12 protein-coding genes are annotated in these 15,897 nt (G+C 64.1%); 2 read left to right on the plus strand and 10 right to left on the minus strand.

Annotated elements, in window-relative coordinates; all coding sequences use genetic code 11:
* Positions 1-194: 194 nt before the first annotated feature.
* From atzF to LDN70_RS00950, 5 genes are read right to left on the minus strand one after another with little or no spacing between them, the layout of a single operon-like run.
* A complete protein-coding gene (gene atzF, locus LDN70_RS00930; RefSeq protein ID WP_223941432.1) occupies positions 195-2,051 on the minus strand; it encodes an allophanate hydrolase in 1,857 nt (618 codons plus the stop codon).
* A complete protein-coding gene (gene uca / locus LDN70_RS00935; protein ID WP_223941433.1) occupies positions 2,048-5,722 on the minus strand; it encodes an urea carboxylase in 3,675 nt (1,224 codons plus the stop codon). Before uca ends, atzF begins: the two co-directional genes overlap by 4 nt.
* Positions 5,719-6,375, minus strand: a complete 657-nt coding sequence (locus LDN70_RS00940) for an urea amidolyase associated protein UAAP2 (protein ID WP_223941434.1) — start codon at positions 6,373-6,375, stop codon at positions 5,719-5,721. The genes uca and LDN70_RS00940 overlap by 4 nt, the downstream gene beginning before the upstream one ends.
* Positions 6,372-7,265, minus strand: coding sequence for an urea amidolyase associated protein UAAP1 (locus tag LDN70_RS00945; protein ID WP_353618859.1), 894 nt, complete (start codon positions 7,263-7,265; stop codon positions 6,372-6,374). The genes LDN70_RS00940 and LDN70_RS00945 overlap by 4 nt, the downstream gene beginning before the upstream one ends.
* Positions 7,266-7,319: 54 nt before the next feature.
* On the minus strand, positions 7,320-8,861 hold the full coding sequence (locus LDN70_RS00950) for an amino acid permease (RefSeq protein ID WP_223941436.1): 1,542 nt from the start codon (positions 8,859-8,861) through the stop codon (positions 7,320-7,322).
* Between the two features lie 227 nt (positions 8,862-9,088).
* On the opposite strand from LDN70_RS00950, the gene LDN70_RS00955 reads away from it, so the two are divergent.
* A complete protein-coding gene (locus LDN70_RS00955; protein WP_223941437.1) occupies positions 9,089-9,790 on the plus strand; it encodes a TetR/AcrR family transcriptional regulator in 702 nt (233 codons plus the stop codon).
* Here LDN70_RS00955 and LDN70_RS00960 read toward each other — a convergent pair.
* From LDN70_RS00960 to LDN70_RS00980, 5 genes are all read right to left on the minus strand, one after another.
* Complete coding sequence (locus LDN70_RS00960; RefSeq protein WP_160147618.1) at positions 9,787-10,695, minus strand: zeta toxin family protein; 909 nt, start codon at positions 10,693-10,695, stop codon at positions 9,787-9,789. The genes LDN70_RS00955 and LDN70_RS00960 overlap by 4 nt on opposite strands.
* The gene (locus LDN70_RS00965) at positions 10,619-11,146 is read right to left on the minus strand and encodes a hypothetical protein (protein ID WP_223941438.1); all 528 of its coding nucleotides are present in this window, start codon (positions 11,144-11,146) and stop codon (positions 10,619-10,621) included. The genes LDN70_RS00960 and LDN70_RS00965 overlap by 77 nt, the downstream gene beginning before the upstream one ends.
* A gap of 133 nt (positions 11,147-11,279) precedes the next feature.
* The gene (locus LDN70_RS00970) at positions 11,280-11,903 is read right to left on the minus strand and encodes a Pr6Pr family membrane protein (protein WP_142937149.1); all 624 of its coding nucleotides are present in this window, start codon (positions 11,901-11,903) and stop codon (positions 11,280-11,282) included.
* Positions 11,904-11,959: 56 nt separating this feature from the next.
* The gene (gene radA / locus LDN70_RS00975) at positions 11,960-13,333 is read right to left on the minus strand and encodes a DNA repair protein RadA (protein WP_223941439.1); all 1,374 of its coding nucleotides are present in this window, start codon (positions 13,331-13,333) and stop codon (positions 11,960-11,962) included.
* Positions 13,334-13,383: 50 nt separating this feature from the next.
* A complete protein-coding gene (locus LDN70_RS00980; RefSeq protein WP_142937147.1) occupies positions 13,384-14,511 on the minus strand; it encodes an FUSC family protein in 1,128 nt (375 codons plus the stop codon).
* A gap of 249 nt (positions 14,512-14,760) precedes the next feature.
* Here LDN70_RS00980 and pstS point away from each other — a divergent pair, with 249 nt between their 5' ends.
* Positions 14,761-15,882 carry a phosphate ABC transporter substrate-binding protein PstS gene (pstS, locus tag LDN70_RS00985; RefSeq protein ID WP_223941440.1) on the plus strand — a complete coding sequence of 374 codons (1,122 nt, stop codon included), beginning with the start codon at positions 14,761-14,763 and terminating at the stop codon, positions 15,880-15,882.
* Positions 15,883-15,897 lie beyond the last annotated feature (15 nt).

Below are 15,897 nucleotides of genomic sequence, written 5' to 3' on the forward strand. Positions count from 1 at the left end.
AGCTGAATCCGGCGTCAGCGAGCACTCCCAAAAATGCCCACATGACGACAAGCACAATGATAGGGCTTCCGGACACCGTTAACCGCACCAGCAAGCCCCAAAGTGGGTCATTTCGTGATGTTCGGTGCTGCCTCGAGAGTGGTTTGGCTGCCGATTGATGAAACCCTATTTCCGTCAACCGGCCGCCCACCGCGCTAGCGCTGGCCGCGGCCAAGGCCTGTCAGCAAGGCGCTGCCCGCCTCCCGCCACAGTCCTTGGTTGCCCGGCAAGGAGGTACTTTCTTCCAGATATTTAATCCAATCGCCGTATTCGCTGATGTCCCGCGCACTGGCCGCAGCTACGGCATCGCATGCGAATCCCACTGCCGTGCTCCCATCGTCCAAGGTGATGGACCCCAGCAGCATGGGTTCGGGCAAGTCAGCGAGGAAAGACCCCAGGGCGGACTCGGAAAGCAACCACCGTTCTGCCACCAGCCCGGTTCCCTGTTCAGATCGAACTACGCCCGGCTTAGGGGGCGTGGTTTCCAGCGCCACCATGCGGTACCTCGCCGCAGTGGCTACCAGGCCATCCCAAAAGGCTCCACGCCGCTCAAGTTCCGCTGCCAACGGCTGGCCCTTCCGGTGGGCGCCCACCACCACAAGAGGTACGACGACGGCGCCCGCGGCAACCGGCCAGGGAACCTTTGGCGCGGCGTCGCTGGCAGCTCCGGCAGCGAACAGTCCCGGCTTCTCCGGGGTGAGCTCGATCCGCCGTGCAATGTCCGCGGCCACGCCGTCCTCGAAAGTTCGGGCCACCACAGTGAGACCGAACTGGGAGACGCTCCCTGACTCCCCGGTTTCAGCGGTGTCAGTGACAGTCCCGGCCGGCACTGCCACAGCGCTGAGGTCGAAAAGGTTGCAGAAATTGGTATACGTACCCATCCGGGAATTGACCCCCACGGGATCGGCCGCGACCTCTGCCAGCGTCGGATGGAAAGGTGCGGTTGGCACGATCAGGGCATCGAAGCCCTCCAGTCGCAGCATGGCCTCACGGCGGAGCCGCTCCAGGGCCCCGGTGTCAGTCACGTACTTGTGCGCAGGGACCGTGCCCGCGGCTGTGATGATCCCGGCCACAGTGGGGTCGAGCGTGGCGGAAACCCCTCCGTCCTGCACCGTGTCAACAAAGCTGCCGACGGCGGCATAGCGTTCGGCCACCAATCCGCCGTCGTACAGCAGCCGTGCAGCCTCAAGGAAGACGTCCAGCTCGATGGCTTCGGCCACCACGCCCGTGGAGCGCAGCCGTTCGATCTGTGCCTTGAACTCGAGCGCCCACGCGTCCGGGAGGGCAGGCAGGGCAGCGGGGTAGGCCACCCGCGGTGTGGCCGGCGCAGCGAGCTTGACGTCCGCGGGCCAGCTGCGGCCCTCACCGGCCATGATGCCCATGGCGAGCTCGGCCGTGGCGAGGTCGCGCGCGAAAATCGTGGCGGTGTCCCAGGAACGGCACGCCGGAACTACGCCGTCGGTGGACACCACGCCCAGGGTTGGTTTGATTCCCACAATTCCTTGCAGCGCTGCGGGAATCCGGCCCGAACCGGCGGTGTCCGTCCCGATGGCAAGGTCCACCAGGCCCAAGGCCACTGCCACGGCAGAACCCGAACTCGAACCGCCGGAAATTCGGTCAGGACGCCGCGAATCGCGCACAGCTCCATACGGGCTGCGGGTACCCACCAGTCCCGTGGCGAACTGGTCCAGGTTGGTAGCTCCCAGCACCAACGCCCCCGCAGCGCGGAGCCTCGCAACCGGCACCGCATCCCGGGCGGGCACCTCGCCAAAACCGGGGCACGCCGCCGTCGTCATCACACCGGCAACGTCCACGTTGTTCTTCACGGCGAGCAGGAGACCCGCAAGCGGCAGGTCATCCCCGGCGGCAGCAGCGGCGTCGATCCGGGCCGCCTCTGCGAGCAGTTCATCCCGCCCCCGCAGGTGGATCCAGATTTCAGGACGGTCGACGGCGTCAATCGCCTCAAGCGCGGCAACAACGCGTTCCGCAGTGGTGACTTTGGGGCTGATCATAGTGCGCTTCCTTCCAGCACAAGTGCCGGTTCCCGGACATCCACAGGCTCAAGCACCACCAAAGCCTCGCCTGCTACCACCTGCGCGCCGGCCGTGGGCAGGACTCGTTGAACCACACCATCCACCGGAGCCTGGATGACCGTCTCCATCTTCATGGCCTCCAGGGAGACCAACGACTGGCCGGCTACCACCACGTCGCCAGGTTCCACGTCCACTTTCCACACGCTCGCGGCGAACGGGGACGTGACCAAGGTGCCGCCGTCGGGAACCACCACGTCGTCCGCCGGCGGGGCCAGGGAAACAGCCTGCTCTGCGCGATCGAACTCGCCGGCTTCCTCCCACGCCTGACGTTCAACGGCGAATGCGGCCGCCTGTGTTTCACGGAACTCCGCAATGGAGACGCTGTTGCGTTCCAGGAATTCCTCGTGCTCGGCCAGAGAAAATGTGCCTTCCTCGATCTCTACGCCCCGGCCCCTGCCAGCTGCCATGTCCGCGCGGAGGTCCAACAGTTCCTCAGGGCTGACGGGGTACCAGGAAATACGGTCGAAGAACCGGAGCAGCCACGGGGAACCTGGCTCAAAAGGTGCGGCACCCGCGTAACGAGACCATACCTGCGTGGTCCGCCCAACAAACTGGTAACCACCGGGACCCTCCATGCCGTAAATGCACATGTAGGCACCGCCAATGCCCACGGCGTTCTCCGGTGTCCACGTGCGGGCGGGGTTGTACTTGGTGGTGACCAACCGATGCCGCGGATCCAAGGGCGTTGCCACCGGAGCTCCCAAGTACACGTCGCCCAGTCCCAACACGAGGTACTCGGCGTTGAAGACGGTATCAAAAACGTCGTTCACGGAGTCCAAGCCATTGATACGGCGGATGAACTCGATGTTCCACGGGCACCAGGGGGCGTCGTCGCGGACACCGGCCATGTACCGCTCAATGGCTTCACGGGTTGCGGGATCATCCCAAGACAACGGGAGCCGGACGCTGCGGCTGGGCACCACCAGCTCCGAACTAGCAGGCAGTGAAGCATCCACCTCGCGCACAAGGCCCAGCAGTTTGGACGTGGGCAGGAGGGACGGATCGGCCTTGATCTGCAAGGACCGGATGCCCGGGGTCAGATCCACGATGCCCGGGACACCAAGGCGTTCGAGTTCCTGGTGCAGGGCGTGGACCCGTGCGCGGAGGCCAAGGTCCAGCACCATATCCCCGTATTCCACCAGAAGGTTGTCATCACCCGAACGGCGGAAGGTGACCGCAGGCCGGCCCTCGCCTTCGGTCACCCGGCCCAGCACGCCGTCGTCGCCGTCTCCGCGCAGCACCCCGGCTGCGCTGCTGCTGAAGTCCGTTCCGCCCGGGAGTATCAGCTGCCGTGCAGTGCCGAGTTCCTTGACGGACGGTGCATCAACCGATCGGATCGGCGCGAAACGGACCTTGTCGCCGGGCCGCAACTGCCCCAACTTCCAGCGCTCGCCGGTCACCACGGTGACGGGGCAGACAAAACCGCCAAGGCTGGGACCATCCGGGCCCAGCAGGATGGGGGTGTCGCCGGTGAAGTCCAGGGCGCCTACCGAGTAGGCGGTGTCGTGAATATTGGAGGGGTGCAGTCCGGCCTCGCCGCCATCATTGCGCGCCCAGCGCGGCTTGGGCCCGATCAGGCGGACGCCGGTGCGGGCGGAGTTGAAGTGGACCTCGTATTCGGCGGCATAGAGCTCTTCAATGTCTTCGCGTTGGAAGAATTCCGGTGCGCCATGCGGCCCTTCCACCACTTTCAGCTCCCAGTCGGAAGTGAGTGCCGGGCGGCTCTCCTCCGGAACTATGCCGGGGACGGTTTCGGGGAGGCGGTCGCTGGCCGTGCGGAGCACATCGCTGGCCCGCAGCACACGGCCGCCATGGCCACCGAACTGACCCAAGGTGAAGGTGGACGCACTGCCGAGGTATCGGGGAATATCCAGCCCGCCTTCAAAGAGAATGTAACCTCGCAGCCCGGATCCGTCTGCTGACCCGACGTCCAGGAGGCCGTTTTCGGGGACGGTGATGGGCTCCCAGGTGCCGGCCGCGTTGCCGTTGACGGTGACGGCGACGTCAGCGCCGGTGACGCACACCGTGGTGGCGTGGGTGAACCGAAGCGCCGGCCCGGCCATGGTGAACTCCAACCCGGGCGCGCCCTCGGGGTTACCCAGGGCAGTGTTGCCCAGCCGGAACGACAAATCATCCATGGGACCACTGGGCGGCACGCCGATCTGCCACAGTCCGGTCCTGCCCGGCCAGTCCTGCACGCTGGTCTGGAGGCCCGGCCGCTCAACGGTGATCCGCGGTTCCGGATCGCCTACGGTGTCCAGGGTTCCGGTGGAATGCCCGGCCGAGCGGACCACGTCCATTCCGGCCACGGCACGCAGCATGCCCAGGTTCGTCTCAATGCCATCAATGAGGGTCTCTGCCAGCGCAGTGGCCAGGGCGTCGAAGGCGGCGTCGCGGGTGGTACCGGACGTGATGACCTTGCCCAGCAGGGGATCGTAGCTGGTGGAGACTTCGCTGCCGGTTTCCACCCAGGCGTCAATGCGTACGACGTCGGAGGCCGGGTACTGCGCGTTGGTGACGGTTCCGGCGCTGGGCTGGAAATTCCGGGCGGGGTCTTCTGCGTAGATGCGGGCTTCCACGGCATGTCCTGAGACGGGCACGCTGTCCGGCACGCCATCAAGCACTGGCTCCTGCTGGGCCAGATTAAGCATCCACTCCACCAGGTCCACGCCGGTGATGGCTTCGGTGACGGGGTGCTCAACTTGCAGCCGGGCGTTGACTTCCAGGAAGGACGCTTCCTGGCGGACGGGGTCGTAGACGAACTCCACTGTGCCTGCAGAGCGGTAGCCCACGGAGGCGCAGAGTGCGCGTGAGCTGCGGTGCAGCTCCTCCCGCAAAGCGTCCGGGAGATCCGGCGCGGGTGCCTCTTCGAGTACTTTTTGGTGCCGGCGTTGCAGTGAGCAGTCACGGTCGCCGAGGCTTACGACGCGGCCCTCACCGTCGCCGAACACCTGGACTTCCACGTGGCGGGCGTGCTCGATGTACCTCTCAGCGAAGACCCCGGCGGTTCCGAAGCTGGAGCTGGCCAAGCGGGCCACCCGGGAGTAATTGCTGCGGAGGTCGGCTTCGTCGCGGCACACTGCCATGCCGATTCCGCCGCCACCGCCGGTTGCCTTGAGCATGAGCGGGTAACCGATGGTTTCCGCCGCGGCCACGGCTTGGTCCACGTCGTCAAGCAGGCCGGATCCCGCAATCATGGGAACCCCGGCGCGTTGAGCAGCATCCCGCGCGGTGTGCTTGGTCCCGAAGATTCGGAGCTGTTGGGGGGTAGGCCCCACAAAGACGAGCCCTGCTGCCTCCACGGCTTCCGCGAACGCAGCGTCCTCGGACAAGAATCCGTAGCCGGGGTGAATGGCGCCGGCACCGGTGGCAGCCGCCGCACTGAGGATGGCTTCAACCTTCAGGTAGGACTCCTTGGCCGGTGCTGGTCCCAGCAGGACGGCCTCATCTGCGAGCTTCACATGCTTGGCGCCACGGTCAGCCTCGGAGAAAACGGCGACAGTGCGCAGCCCCGCCTTGCGTGCCGATTCGATGATCCGGCAGGCGATCTCGCCGCGGTTGGCAATGAGGAGGGTGTCGAAACGGGTCATGCGCGGGCCTCCGGACGTGTGACGATCATGCGCACCGGCGTGGGGTTGAAACCGTTGCAAGGGTTGTTGATTTGAGGGCAGTTGGACACCAGCACCAGGGTGTCCACCTCGGCGCGGAGTGCCACCCGCTTACCCGGTGCGGACAACCCGTCCACGATGCCCAGGGCGCCATCCGGGTCCACCGGCACGTTCATGAACCAGTTGATGTTGGACACCAGGTCCTTTTTGCCCAGGTCCCACTTGGCGCCTTCAATGAGGAAGTTCTCCACGCAGGCGTGCTGTTCATGGGTGTGCTGCCCGTAGCGGAGGGTGTTGGATTCCTGCGAGCAGGCGCCCCCGATGGTGTCGTGGATGCCCACTTCATCGGCCACCACGGTCATGAGTTCCTGGCCGCTGTCCGAACGGAGAACCGAGCCGGTGGTGAGGAAGATCGAGCCCTGGCTGGCGATTGTCATGGCGGCGGAGTATCGCGTGCCGGTGTCATGTGCTGCGTAGAGGATGCAATCCACGGCCTGGTTACCGTCCAGGTCCACGATGGTGAGCACGTCGCCGGCAGCCACTACGGCCGACCATGGGCCGCGGGCTTCCACCAGCTCGTCCAGTACCACTTTCCCCTCTATGAGCGCGGGGCTGATTTCTGCGATGGCGTTCATGCGGAAGTCCTTGCGTTGTAGTCGAGTTCAGTGTTGTGGAGGGCAAGACGCCCTTCCGGGCCAAGGTCAACAGTGGAGGTTCCGTCCACCAAGGCGGCGAGGTCCTGCGGCGCACGCCACGCGACGATGTCCACAGCGCTGCCTGTGAACTCCGGACGCGGGTCCAGGGGGTGCGCGGTATTGGCCAGTACCAGCACAGAGTCCATGTGGAGGAGAAGCTCGACGGCGGCTCCGGCGCCGGCGCTCCCGGCGAACTGAATGCGGCCGTCCGGGTCCACGGTGACGCCCTTGAAGAACGACAACGACGGCGGTAGTTGCCTTTGGCTGACTCCGTGTTTCATGCCGCCGAGGGTGAGGAGCTCGCGGCCTGCCGGTGACGGGCTATGGGCTGATCCGGAACCGTACTTGGCAGTGTTACCAGCCACGTTGGTGGTGCCGGTGAGGGCATCGTGATTACCGGAGGAATCGGCCACAACGGTTGCCATGAGCCGTCCGGCGTCGGAAAGAAGCGGGTGGCCCGTGGTCATGTAGGCCTGCCAGGGGACTTTGACCGTGTCCGCAACGTTGAGCCGCTCATGTTGGGCACCGCTTCGGAGGATGACAGCGTGAACGCAAGCATCGCCGTCGAGGTCCGTGAGCCTCAGGCGCGTCCCGCGGGCCAGTTCCATATGGGTGTAGCGGCCGAAGGCGAGGGTCTCCGCCCAGGTCAGGGAGTCCTTCGCCTCGGCAGGGAGGTTTTCGATCAGGCGGGCCGGGGCAGAAGCTGGCGGGACGTGGATCATGGTTTCGGCCGTACGCCCGTGCTGGGCTCGTGCGTGCAGCTTGGCGCCGGCTGTTGTGGCGGTGCCTTCAGGGGTCCGTGTTTCAAGAGTCTGTGTCATGGCAATCATTTCTGTGCTTGAACTGTCTGTGCTTGAACGTGAAGTGGTCTGATGTTGGGCGGGTCAGCCCGCGTTGGCGGATTCCGCGGCCAGCGCCGCCTTGTCCTCCCGAACCCGGATGTTCCGCCGGACCCAGATACCCAGGAGCAGGACGGCGCCCACCATGATGGGGGCGGAGTAGAGCAGGATCCCGTGTTCACCGGAGGGGTCATACACTTCGGGGCGGGGCCAGGACAGGTTGATGACCATCAGTGCGCCATACATGACGGCGAGGATGTTGACCGGTAAGCCCCAACGGCCCAGGGAGAAGAGCCCGGCCGGCATGGTCTGACCCACCCGGTTCCAATCGCCGCGGAAACGGCTGAGCAGCTGCGGAACCGTGACCATCAGGTACGCCAGGTACACCATCACGATGCACACACTGCAAAGGGTGGTGAAGAGGGCGGAGTTGCCGATGTTGATGGCAAGGATGCCCACCGCCAGGGCGCCAATCGCGATGGAGGGCCACATGGGGGTTCCACGCTGCGGGTGGACCGTGGAGAGCAGGGCCGAGGCGGGCAGTTTGCCATCGCGGGCCATGGAGAAGACCAGCCGCGAACCCGCCGTTTGGATGGCCAAAGTGCACACGAAGATGGCGATGGCCACGTCAACCAGCAGCACTTTGCCCCAGAACGTACCCAGCACGGCAGTGAGCACATAGGGCAGCCCCTCGGTGGCGAGCCGGCCGTCGTCCAGACTTGGCGCTGCCATCAGAGCGGCGATGATCATGAGTCCGCCGCCAATACCGGAGATGATCAGTGCCGAGAGGATGGTGCGCGGGGCCGTCTTGCGGGGGTTCTTGGTTTCCTCCGAGAGCTCCCCGGCGGAGTTGAAGCCCACCATGACGTACGCGGCCATCAACCCGGACACCAGGAAGGCGCCGACGGCGCCCAGGTCCGAGGTTGTGACAACACTGACGTCCGCTACCACCTCCGGGCCGCGCTGCGCTGCTGAGAACAGGGCAAGAATTACCGCAGCGACGCCCACGATCTCGCAGGTGACGCCGATGGAGTTGACGTGAGACATGAGCTTCACGCCCAGGCAATTAATCACGGTAGTAACCACCAGGAGTATGGCGCCAAGGATGACGGCGTTCGCCGCACCCGTGGTGGAGGTCAGAGAGGGGTCGCCGCCCACCAACTGGAAGCCATCCCACAGCTGGGGAAGGACCACTTGGAGTGCGATGGCTGCTGCGGCAGCAGTGATGACCTGGGCGATGGACATGAACCAGCCGGCGAACCAGCCCACCACTTCACCGCCCATGCGGCGCGACCACTGATAGACGGCGCCGGACAACGGGTACCGGGCGGCGAGCTCTGCAAAGTTCAATGCCACAAGGAGCTGGCCCACCAGCACCACCGGCCAGGTCCAGAAGAAAGCAGGACCGGCGAAGGAGTAGCCAAAGGCGAAGAGCTGGAAGATGGTGGTGAGGATGGAGACGAACGAAAAACCTGCGGCGAACGATGCGTAGCGGCCCAGCTTGCGATGCAGGGTGGGCTGGTAGCCGAGTGCTGTCAGGTCTGCATCATCAGTGCGGCCGGCCGCCGTCGAAAGGGTGGAAGTCATCGGTTTCTCCGTGTCTGGAACGGGATGTGGAACCAGCCCGGAGAGGCTTATGATCACCCGTCCGGAATATCGGTCACTTGATAGTTTTCCAGCACGGTGTCCCCGCAGCGTTTCGCAGATGTAAAGCCTGGGTTACCGCGTGTTTCCGGGGCGTAAATGAAAACTCACCACCACGGGAGGCGGCCGTGAACGGGAACTTTGGGGTTGGCGCGGTGCAAGAATGAAGGGTGACTACAGCCGGACCGGGACGCCCCCGTAAGCAGCAGGCGGTGCGCCCTGGGGCCACCGCCCGCGAAGAGATACTGGATGCGGCAGCCGAGCTTTTCACGGGCCAGGGGTTCGCGAACACCTCCACCCGGGCAATCGCCGATGCCGTGGGAATACGGCAATCGTCGCTCTATCACCACTTCTCCACCAAGGACGAAATCCTGGGTGAGCTGCTCGGCGGGACGGTGTCCACCAGCCTGGCGTTTGCCCGGGCTGTGCGGGATCATTCCGACGACGCCGGCCTGGCTGCGGCACGGTTGCACGCGGTGGTGTCGTTTGACGGTTCACAGCTGTGCAGTTCGCGCTGGAACCTGGGGGTGCTCTACCACCTCCCGGAAGCCAGGGCAGAGATCTTCCGACCCTTCATGGCAGCCCGCAAGGAACTCAGGACTATCTACGGCGAGTTGGGGCGGGAACTGGCGGCCATCTGTGACGCCGACCCGGGCCTGGGAGACGCCGCGTTCCGGCTGGTGGAGTCCTTGATCAACCTCCGCGCGGACGGGCTGATCGCAAAAGATTCGGCATCCACCACCGCCGATACCGTGTTGACGCTGGCCGGGCTGAGGCGCGATCTCCCGGCAGTGAGGGCTGCAGGCAAGGAGCTCATCCTCCGCTTTGGAGGGGTTGCCTTGCGGGCGCCAGCCGAATCTCTCGCCGGCTAAGTCGTTCTTGGTGCCACATCCAGAGGAACGGGAGCGTCTCCCTCCTTGACTCCGTTTCTTGCGACGTAAGTACTGCGTTCATCACTGATGCCCGTCCTGTCATAGACGTACAGCGTTACTTCGTCGAAGAGGTCGGCAAGGGGGTCGTTGAATAGGGCCACGGCATTGGCATTGCACGTGCTGGCTGTCGTCGCGCCAGCTACATAGAGGCCGTCGATCGCCTCCGGAGGTGTAAACCGTCCGCCAAGATGGGAGCCCGTGCCCGCAAACGCTTGCTCGCGACCACCCCACCAGCGTTCGCGGGCCTGCGCTTTAGCAGTCTCGCGGCTCACTTCTACGTCGACGACAGTGAGATGGCTATAGTCGCCGGTCAGGAGCCATTTGAGGTAGCGGTCTTTGAGGTTTGGCCACGAAAAAGTGCCCTCAATGGCAACGTTCACGCCGTCTTCAATCGATCGCCGCAAAACCGCGTTCGCTAGATCGGCAGATTCCGTGTGGACAAGCGAGGCCAACTCATTGGGCAATAGCGCGCGCCCGTCCGGCAGCTGAAGATCGAGGAGATCGTCAAATATGCCGTCGGTGCAAGCAGTTTCAAGAAGATGCTCCTTGATGACATCCGGGTCGATGACCCGATATCCCGTAAGCCCAAGCTTTTTCACCTCGGTTGACTTCCCGGCGCCGGGTGGACCAGCAGTGATGAGAGCCGCAGACCCATCCTTACCAAGGTCTGCGGCGTCTGATGTGTAGCTCTCGATCAGCTCAGAATGGAATTTACGGCGCAACTTATCCCGTGCGTCATAAAAGACCGCTGTTGATCGGTGGGAGTCCTTATGAAGAAAGGACCCAAGCTGTGACAGACGAATCAACTCGCGCTCGGTGCGCAACCGCGCGTCCATTGCCGTCATCCAGGTCCCCCTTGGTAGTGTCCGCGGAGGACCTGCGAACATGCTCCAAGAGGTAGTCGAAGTCGTCGTCACTCAGCAGGCCTCTGTGAAGCGCATCTGTGACTTGCTCCCAAGAGCCTGAGGTTCGAATGCTCAGCGGATTTTCCGGCTGAGCATCCTGCGCGAAACTGTAGTTCCAGCTTACAAGCTCGGTCAGCATGGACGCGTGATCCAACTGGCCAGCAGCGTGCCGCAGGATCACCTCACGAGGAGACCTGGCGATCGCGGCAGGCACTGCCTCAACACGCCGCAGTATTCTGGAAACTTCTGCCTGCGAAATCCCGGCATCGTTGGCTATTGCCGTCTGGGAGGCGCCGTCCTTGTGCGCTGCCATCACCGCGCGAATGTGATCCAAGCGCGCCAGTTCCTTCTGCGCGTAGGCGATCTGAAGAGGCCTCAGGTTCGTCGGCATGATTGGGTTTCTCCTTCCGCCGAAGGCTATACCAAATGTATAGCTGTACCTCAGTCTTGTCCTGCGGCTGCGCACTGTCAACACGAGCTACGTCACTTTGCTCGTCCCGGGAGCGGAGTCTTGCCTCGGTTGTTTAGTAATCCACCTGGCGCTTCATCTTGTTCCCCAGCCACAGCATCGCCAGGCTCACCACCAGGAAACCGACGGAAATAGCGAGGGCAAACACCACCACGCCACCCCAACCGCCGGCCCGGGCAGGGTCAATGAACCAGTACGGGTACCAGTTGACCAAAGCCCCGCGAATGAGGCTGTAAACCAGGTAGCCAACAGGGTAGAGCAGCCAATACCAAATGTGCTTGGGGCGCAGGGTGGCGCGCGGCGGTTGAAACAGCCAGTCCGCAACCATCACCACTGGCATCAGGTAGTGCACCACAAAGTTGACCCACGGAAGCAGCGAGCCGAGGTCCTCACCCGCCAATAGCGCACCAAAGACGAGCCCCACCACGGCCATGGCGATGGTGGCCGTGCCGCGCGTAACATCGTCCGCCTCGGTAGGCCGTTTCCGGACCAACACCCGGTACCCACTGATCAGCAGCACCAACGCAGCGAAGATATTGGACAGGTTGGTGAAGTAGCTGAAGAAGTTCCACAGGTCATAGCCCAGGCCAAGATGAACCGTCAGCTGTGTTCCCACCGCCACCAACGTCAGAAGGCCAAAGAAAAAGCGTCCCCCGATAAGCACATTCCGTTTGGTCATGCCTCTCATCCTCGCTGACTGCACACCCTGAACCGCCCCGACACCCCGGGGCAGGATCAGGTGATCAGCAGTTCCAGGGCCTCGGCCAAGTGGCCCACTTCGCGCACCGAGAAGCCCTCCGGGATTACACCTGCACCCGCAGGGCTCGCCGGGACAATGGCGTGCGTGAAGCCGAGCCGGTGGGCTTCCTGGATGCGCTGGTTGATCCCCGGCACGGGGCGCACCTCGCCCGCCAAGCCAACTTCGCCGAAAGCAATGAGTCGTTGGGGGAGTGCCTTGCGGGACTTCGCCGAAGCTACGGCCAAAGCAACAGCCAGGTCCGTGGCCGGTTCGGTCAGCTTCACGCCGCCCACGGTCGCCACATAGGAATCGTCCTTGTGCAACACGCAGCCGGCACGCTGCTGAAGAACGGCCAGCAGCATGGCCACCCGGGAGCTCTCCAGCCCGCTGGTAGCACGGCGGGGTTGCGAGTTGGGACTCTCGGCAAGGAGCGACTGCACCTCTGCAAGCAGCGGCCTGCGACCCTCCATGGTCACAGTGATGCAGGTGCCCGAAACGGGCTCACGGGTCCGTGAAACGAACAAACCGCTGGGATCAGCCAACCCCTCGATGCCCGTTTCGTTGAGGTCGAAGCATCCGACGTCGTCCGTGGCACCGTAGCGGTTCTTCACGGCGCGGAGCAGGCGCAGACGGGAGTGGCGCTCGCCTTCGAACTGGCACACCACGTCTACCAGGTGTTCCAACAAACGCGGGCCGGCGATGGTGCCTTCCTTGGTCACGTGGCCCACCAGCAGCGTGGTCATGTTGCGTCGCTTGGCCGCAGAGATGATGGACGCCGCCACCTCACGAACCTGGGACACACCGCCCGCGCTGCCCTCCACGTCCGCGCTGCTTAGCGTCTGAACGGAGTCCACAATCAGCAACTTGGGTTCAAGCTTCTCCACCTGGCCCAGTGCCTGGCCAAGATCTGTTTCAGCCGAAAGATAAAGGGTGTGGGCCACGGCGTCGATCCGCTCGGCCCGCAACTTCACCTGCGCCGCCGACTCCTCGCCCGTGATGTACAGGACATCCTGTCCCGTGCGCGCGAATTTCGCAGCTACATCCAGCAGCAGCGTGGACTTCCCGACGCCGGGTTCCCCAGCCAGCAGGATGACGGCACCGGGGACCAACCCTCCTCCCAGGACGCGGTCCAACTCGTCCACTCCCGTGGGCAGGAACGCCGCGGTGGTCCCATCCACCTCAGCGATCCGGCGGGCCGGCTCCAAAACTGTTGCGGCCGCCGTCGTACGCGCTACCGTGGCGCCGTACTCCTCCACGGTTCCCCAGGCCTGGCACTCACCGCAGCGGCCCACCCACTTGATGGCGGTCCAGCCGCATTCGGCGCATTTGTAAGCGGGTGTCTTGGAAGCGCGGGAGGTCTTGGAAGCCATGGGTTCCAGCGTAGTGGCGGGGACTGACAGTATTAGCCACCGGGTGGACGCTACAGCGCCGGGAGCACCGCCCGGGCCTCGTCCGGTTCCATGCCGCTCGCCTCCAGCAGATCAACCATGAGTGGCCGGAACAGCATCACCACGGTTTCTCCCTCGAGCCTTTGCACGTCCAGCATCTTGGGATGCAGGCGCGCCGCAATGTCTGAAAGTTCGTTCCGGGCCCGGCGCAGATGCACCCGCCGTGTGCCCTCGCTCTGCTCCGACAACCCAATGGTCATCTCGTCGATCGCCGCGGCAGTTTCCTGAAGGACTTCGGAGATGCTCTCGATCGCTTCGTCGGACAACGCGGCATGGTTGATTGCGCTGGTGAGGCGCCGGGCAAACACCCGGCTGTTACGCAACGCCAGGTCGATGTACTCCAGGGAGTGCTCCAAGTCGGCAAGCTCATCGCGGTGCCTCCGATGTGCCGGTGCCAGTGTGGCGACCTCACCGGAAGCCCGCAGAGTCTGCCGCATCCGATCCACCAAAGGCTGGCAGTTCCGGCCACGGATCAGGGCATGCCAGGCCTGGGTGGAATCGCTGTCGATCATGGCCTTGGCACACTCACGCAGCACCTCCGAAAGCTCATGCAGGATCTTCTGGACATCCTTACGGGGCTCCCGGCGCGGGTCCTTCGGCACCAGGAATGTCACCAGCAGCGCAAAAACGCCACCCACCACGGCATCCAGGCTTCGGGTAAACGGCCCACCTGCCGGCGCCGGCAGCAGGACCACCAGCAACGACTGCAAGCCCAGTTGGGTAGTGAAGATGGTGCCGCTGTCCAGGAACCTGGCCAGCAGGATGGAAAAAAGAAGCACGACGGCGGCCTGCCAGATCCCAGCGCCCAGCCAGTGAAGCAGCAGGTCACCAACCACGATGCCCAGCGTGCAGCCAAGACCCACCTCGATCACCCGGCGCAGGCGTGGATCGCGGGAGAAACCGAGGGCAATCAAGGAAGAAGTAGCGGCAAACAAAGGACCCTGGTGGCCCAGCACGTACTCAGCGAAAGCGTAGGCACCCACGGCGCACACCGTCATCTGAATGGCCGGTGTCAACGAATTCCGGCTGCGAACCAATCCGGTCCTGACTCTGGCGCGCAGGAACCTCTTGCTTGCAGTAAATCCCTTTGCGGCAGCCATGCGTTCCAGTCTATTTGCCCGGCCGGCGTTCCCACGAAGAGCAACTACCTCAAGCCAGGCACCCCTCAAGGTGGCACGCGCCACATAACCCAATGGTCCGCCGTCGTTCATCTTCCGTTCACCTTGCACCGCAGATCCCGTTACCTGCGCTCCTTACCTTCAGTAAAGGAACACATTGGTCCACAGCTCGCGCACGCCGAAATCTCCGTTCGGCCCGCATCGAAGAATCCCTGGAAGGGGCACATCCAAGTGAAGGCAACTCACTTCGGCCGCAACGCGGCAATCGCGGTCATCGCAGCCGGCGCTCTCGCGCTCACTGCTTGCGGTTCAGACAACGCAACCGGCACCACTGGGGGCACCCAGTCGGCAGCTACCGGCCCCAAGGTCACCGGCACCCTGACCGGCATCGGCGCGTCCTCCACCGGCGCAGCAATGGATGCTTGGAAGGCCGGCTTCTCCGCCGCAAACTCCGGCGCGACTGTTCAGTACTCCCCGGACGGTTCCGGCGCAGGCCGCAAGGCCATCATCGACGGCTCGGCACAGTTCGCCGGCTCCGATGCCTACCTGAAGGACGAAGAGCTTGAGAGCTCCAAGGCCAAGTGCGGCCCCGACGGCGCCATCAACATCCCGGTGTACATCTCCCCGATCGCTGTTGCCTTCAACGTCCCCGGCGTCACGGACCTCAAGCTCGACGCCGCGACCGTCGCCAAGATCTTCCGCGGCGAAATCGCCAAGTGGAACGATCCCGCAATCGCCGCCCTCAACGAAGGCGTCACCCTGCCGGACCTCAAGGTCACCCCCGTGAACCGCTCTGACGACTCCGGCACCACCACCAACTTCACCGACTACCTCGCAGCTGCTGCTCCCGAGGTTTGGACGGACAAGGCTGCCGGCATCTGGCCCGCAACCCTGGCAGGCGAGAACGCCAAGGGCACCTCCGGTGTGGTCAAGACCGTCACCGACACCCCGGGCGCCGTAACCTACGCTGATGACTCCGCCGTTTCCGGCAAGCTGGGCACCGCCTCCATCAAGGTGGGCGACGAATTCGTCAAGATCTCCGCTGAAGCCGCTGCCAAGGCCGTTGAAGCCGGCAAGCCCGTTGACGGCCGCGCCGCCAACGATGTTGCCATCAAGCTGGACCGCAAGACCACCGCATCGGGCGCCTACCCCGTAGTCCTGGTCTCGTACCACGTTGTCTGCACCACCTACGAGACCGAGGAAGTTGCTGACCTGGTCAAGGGCTTCGAAAGCTACGTCGTTTCTGACGAAGGACAGAAGACCGCAGCTGACGCCGCGAAGTCCGCACCGCTCTCCAAGGCGCTGCAGGACAAGGCAAAGGCGGCTATCGAAACCATCAAGGCCAAGGCCTAAGGTTTCCCGGCGGGT

It is taken from the genome of Arthrobacter sp. StoSoilB22, from assembly GCF_019977315.1.
GTDB lineage: Bacteria > Actinomycetota > Actinomycetes > Actinomycetales > Micrococcaceae > Arthrobacter.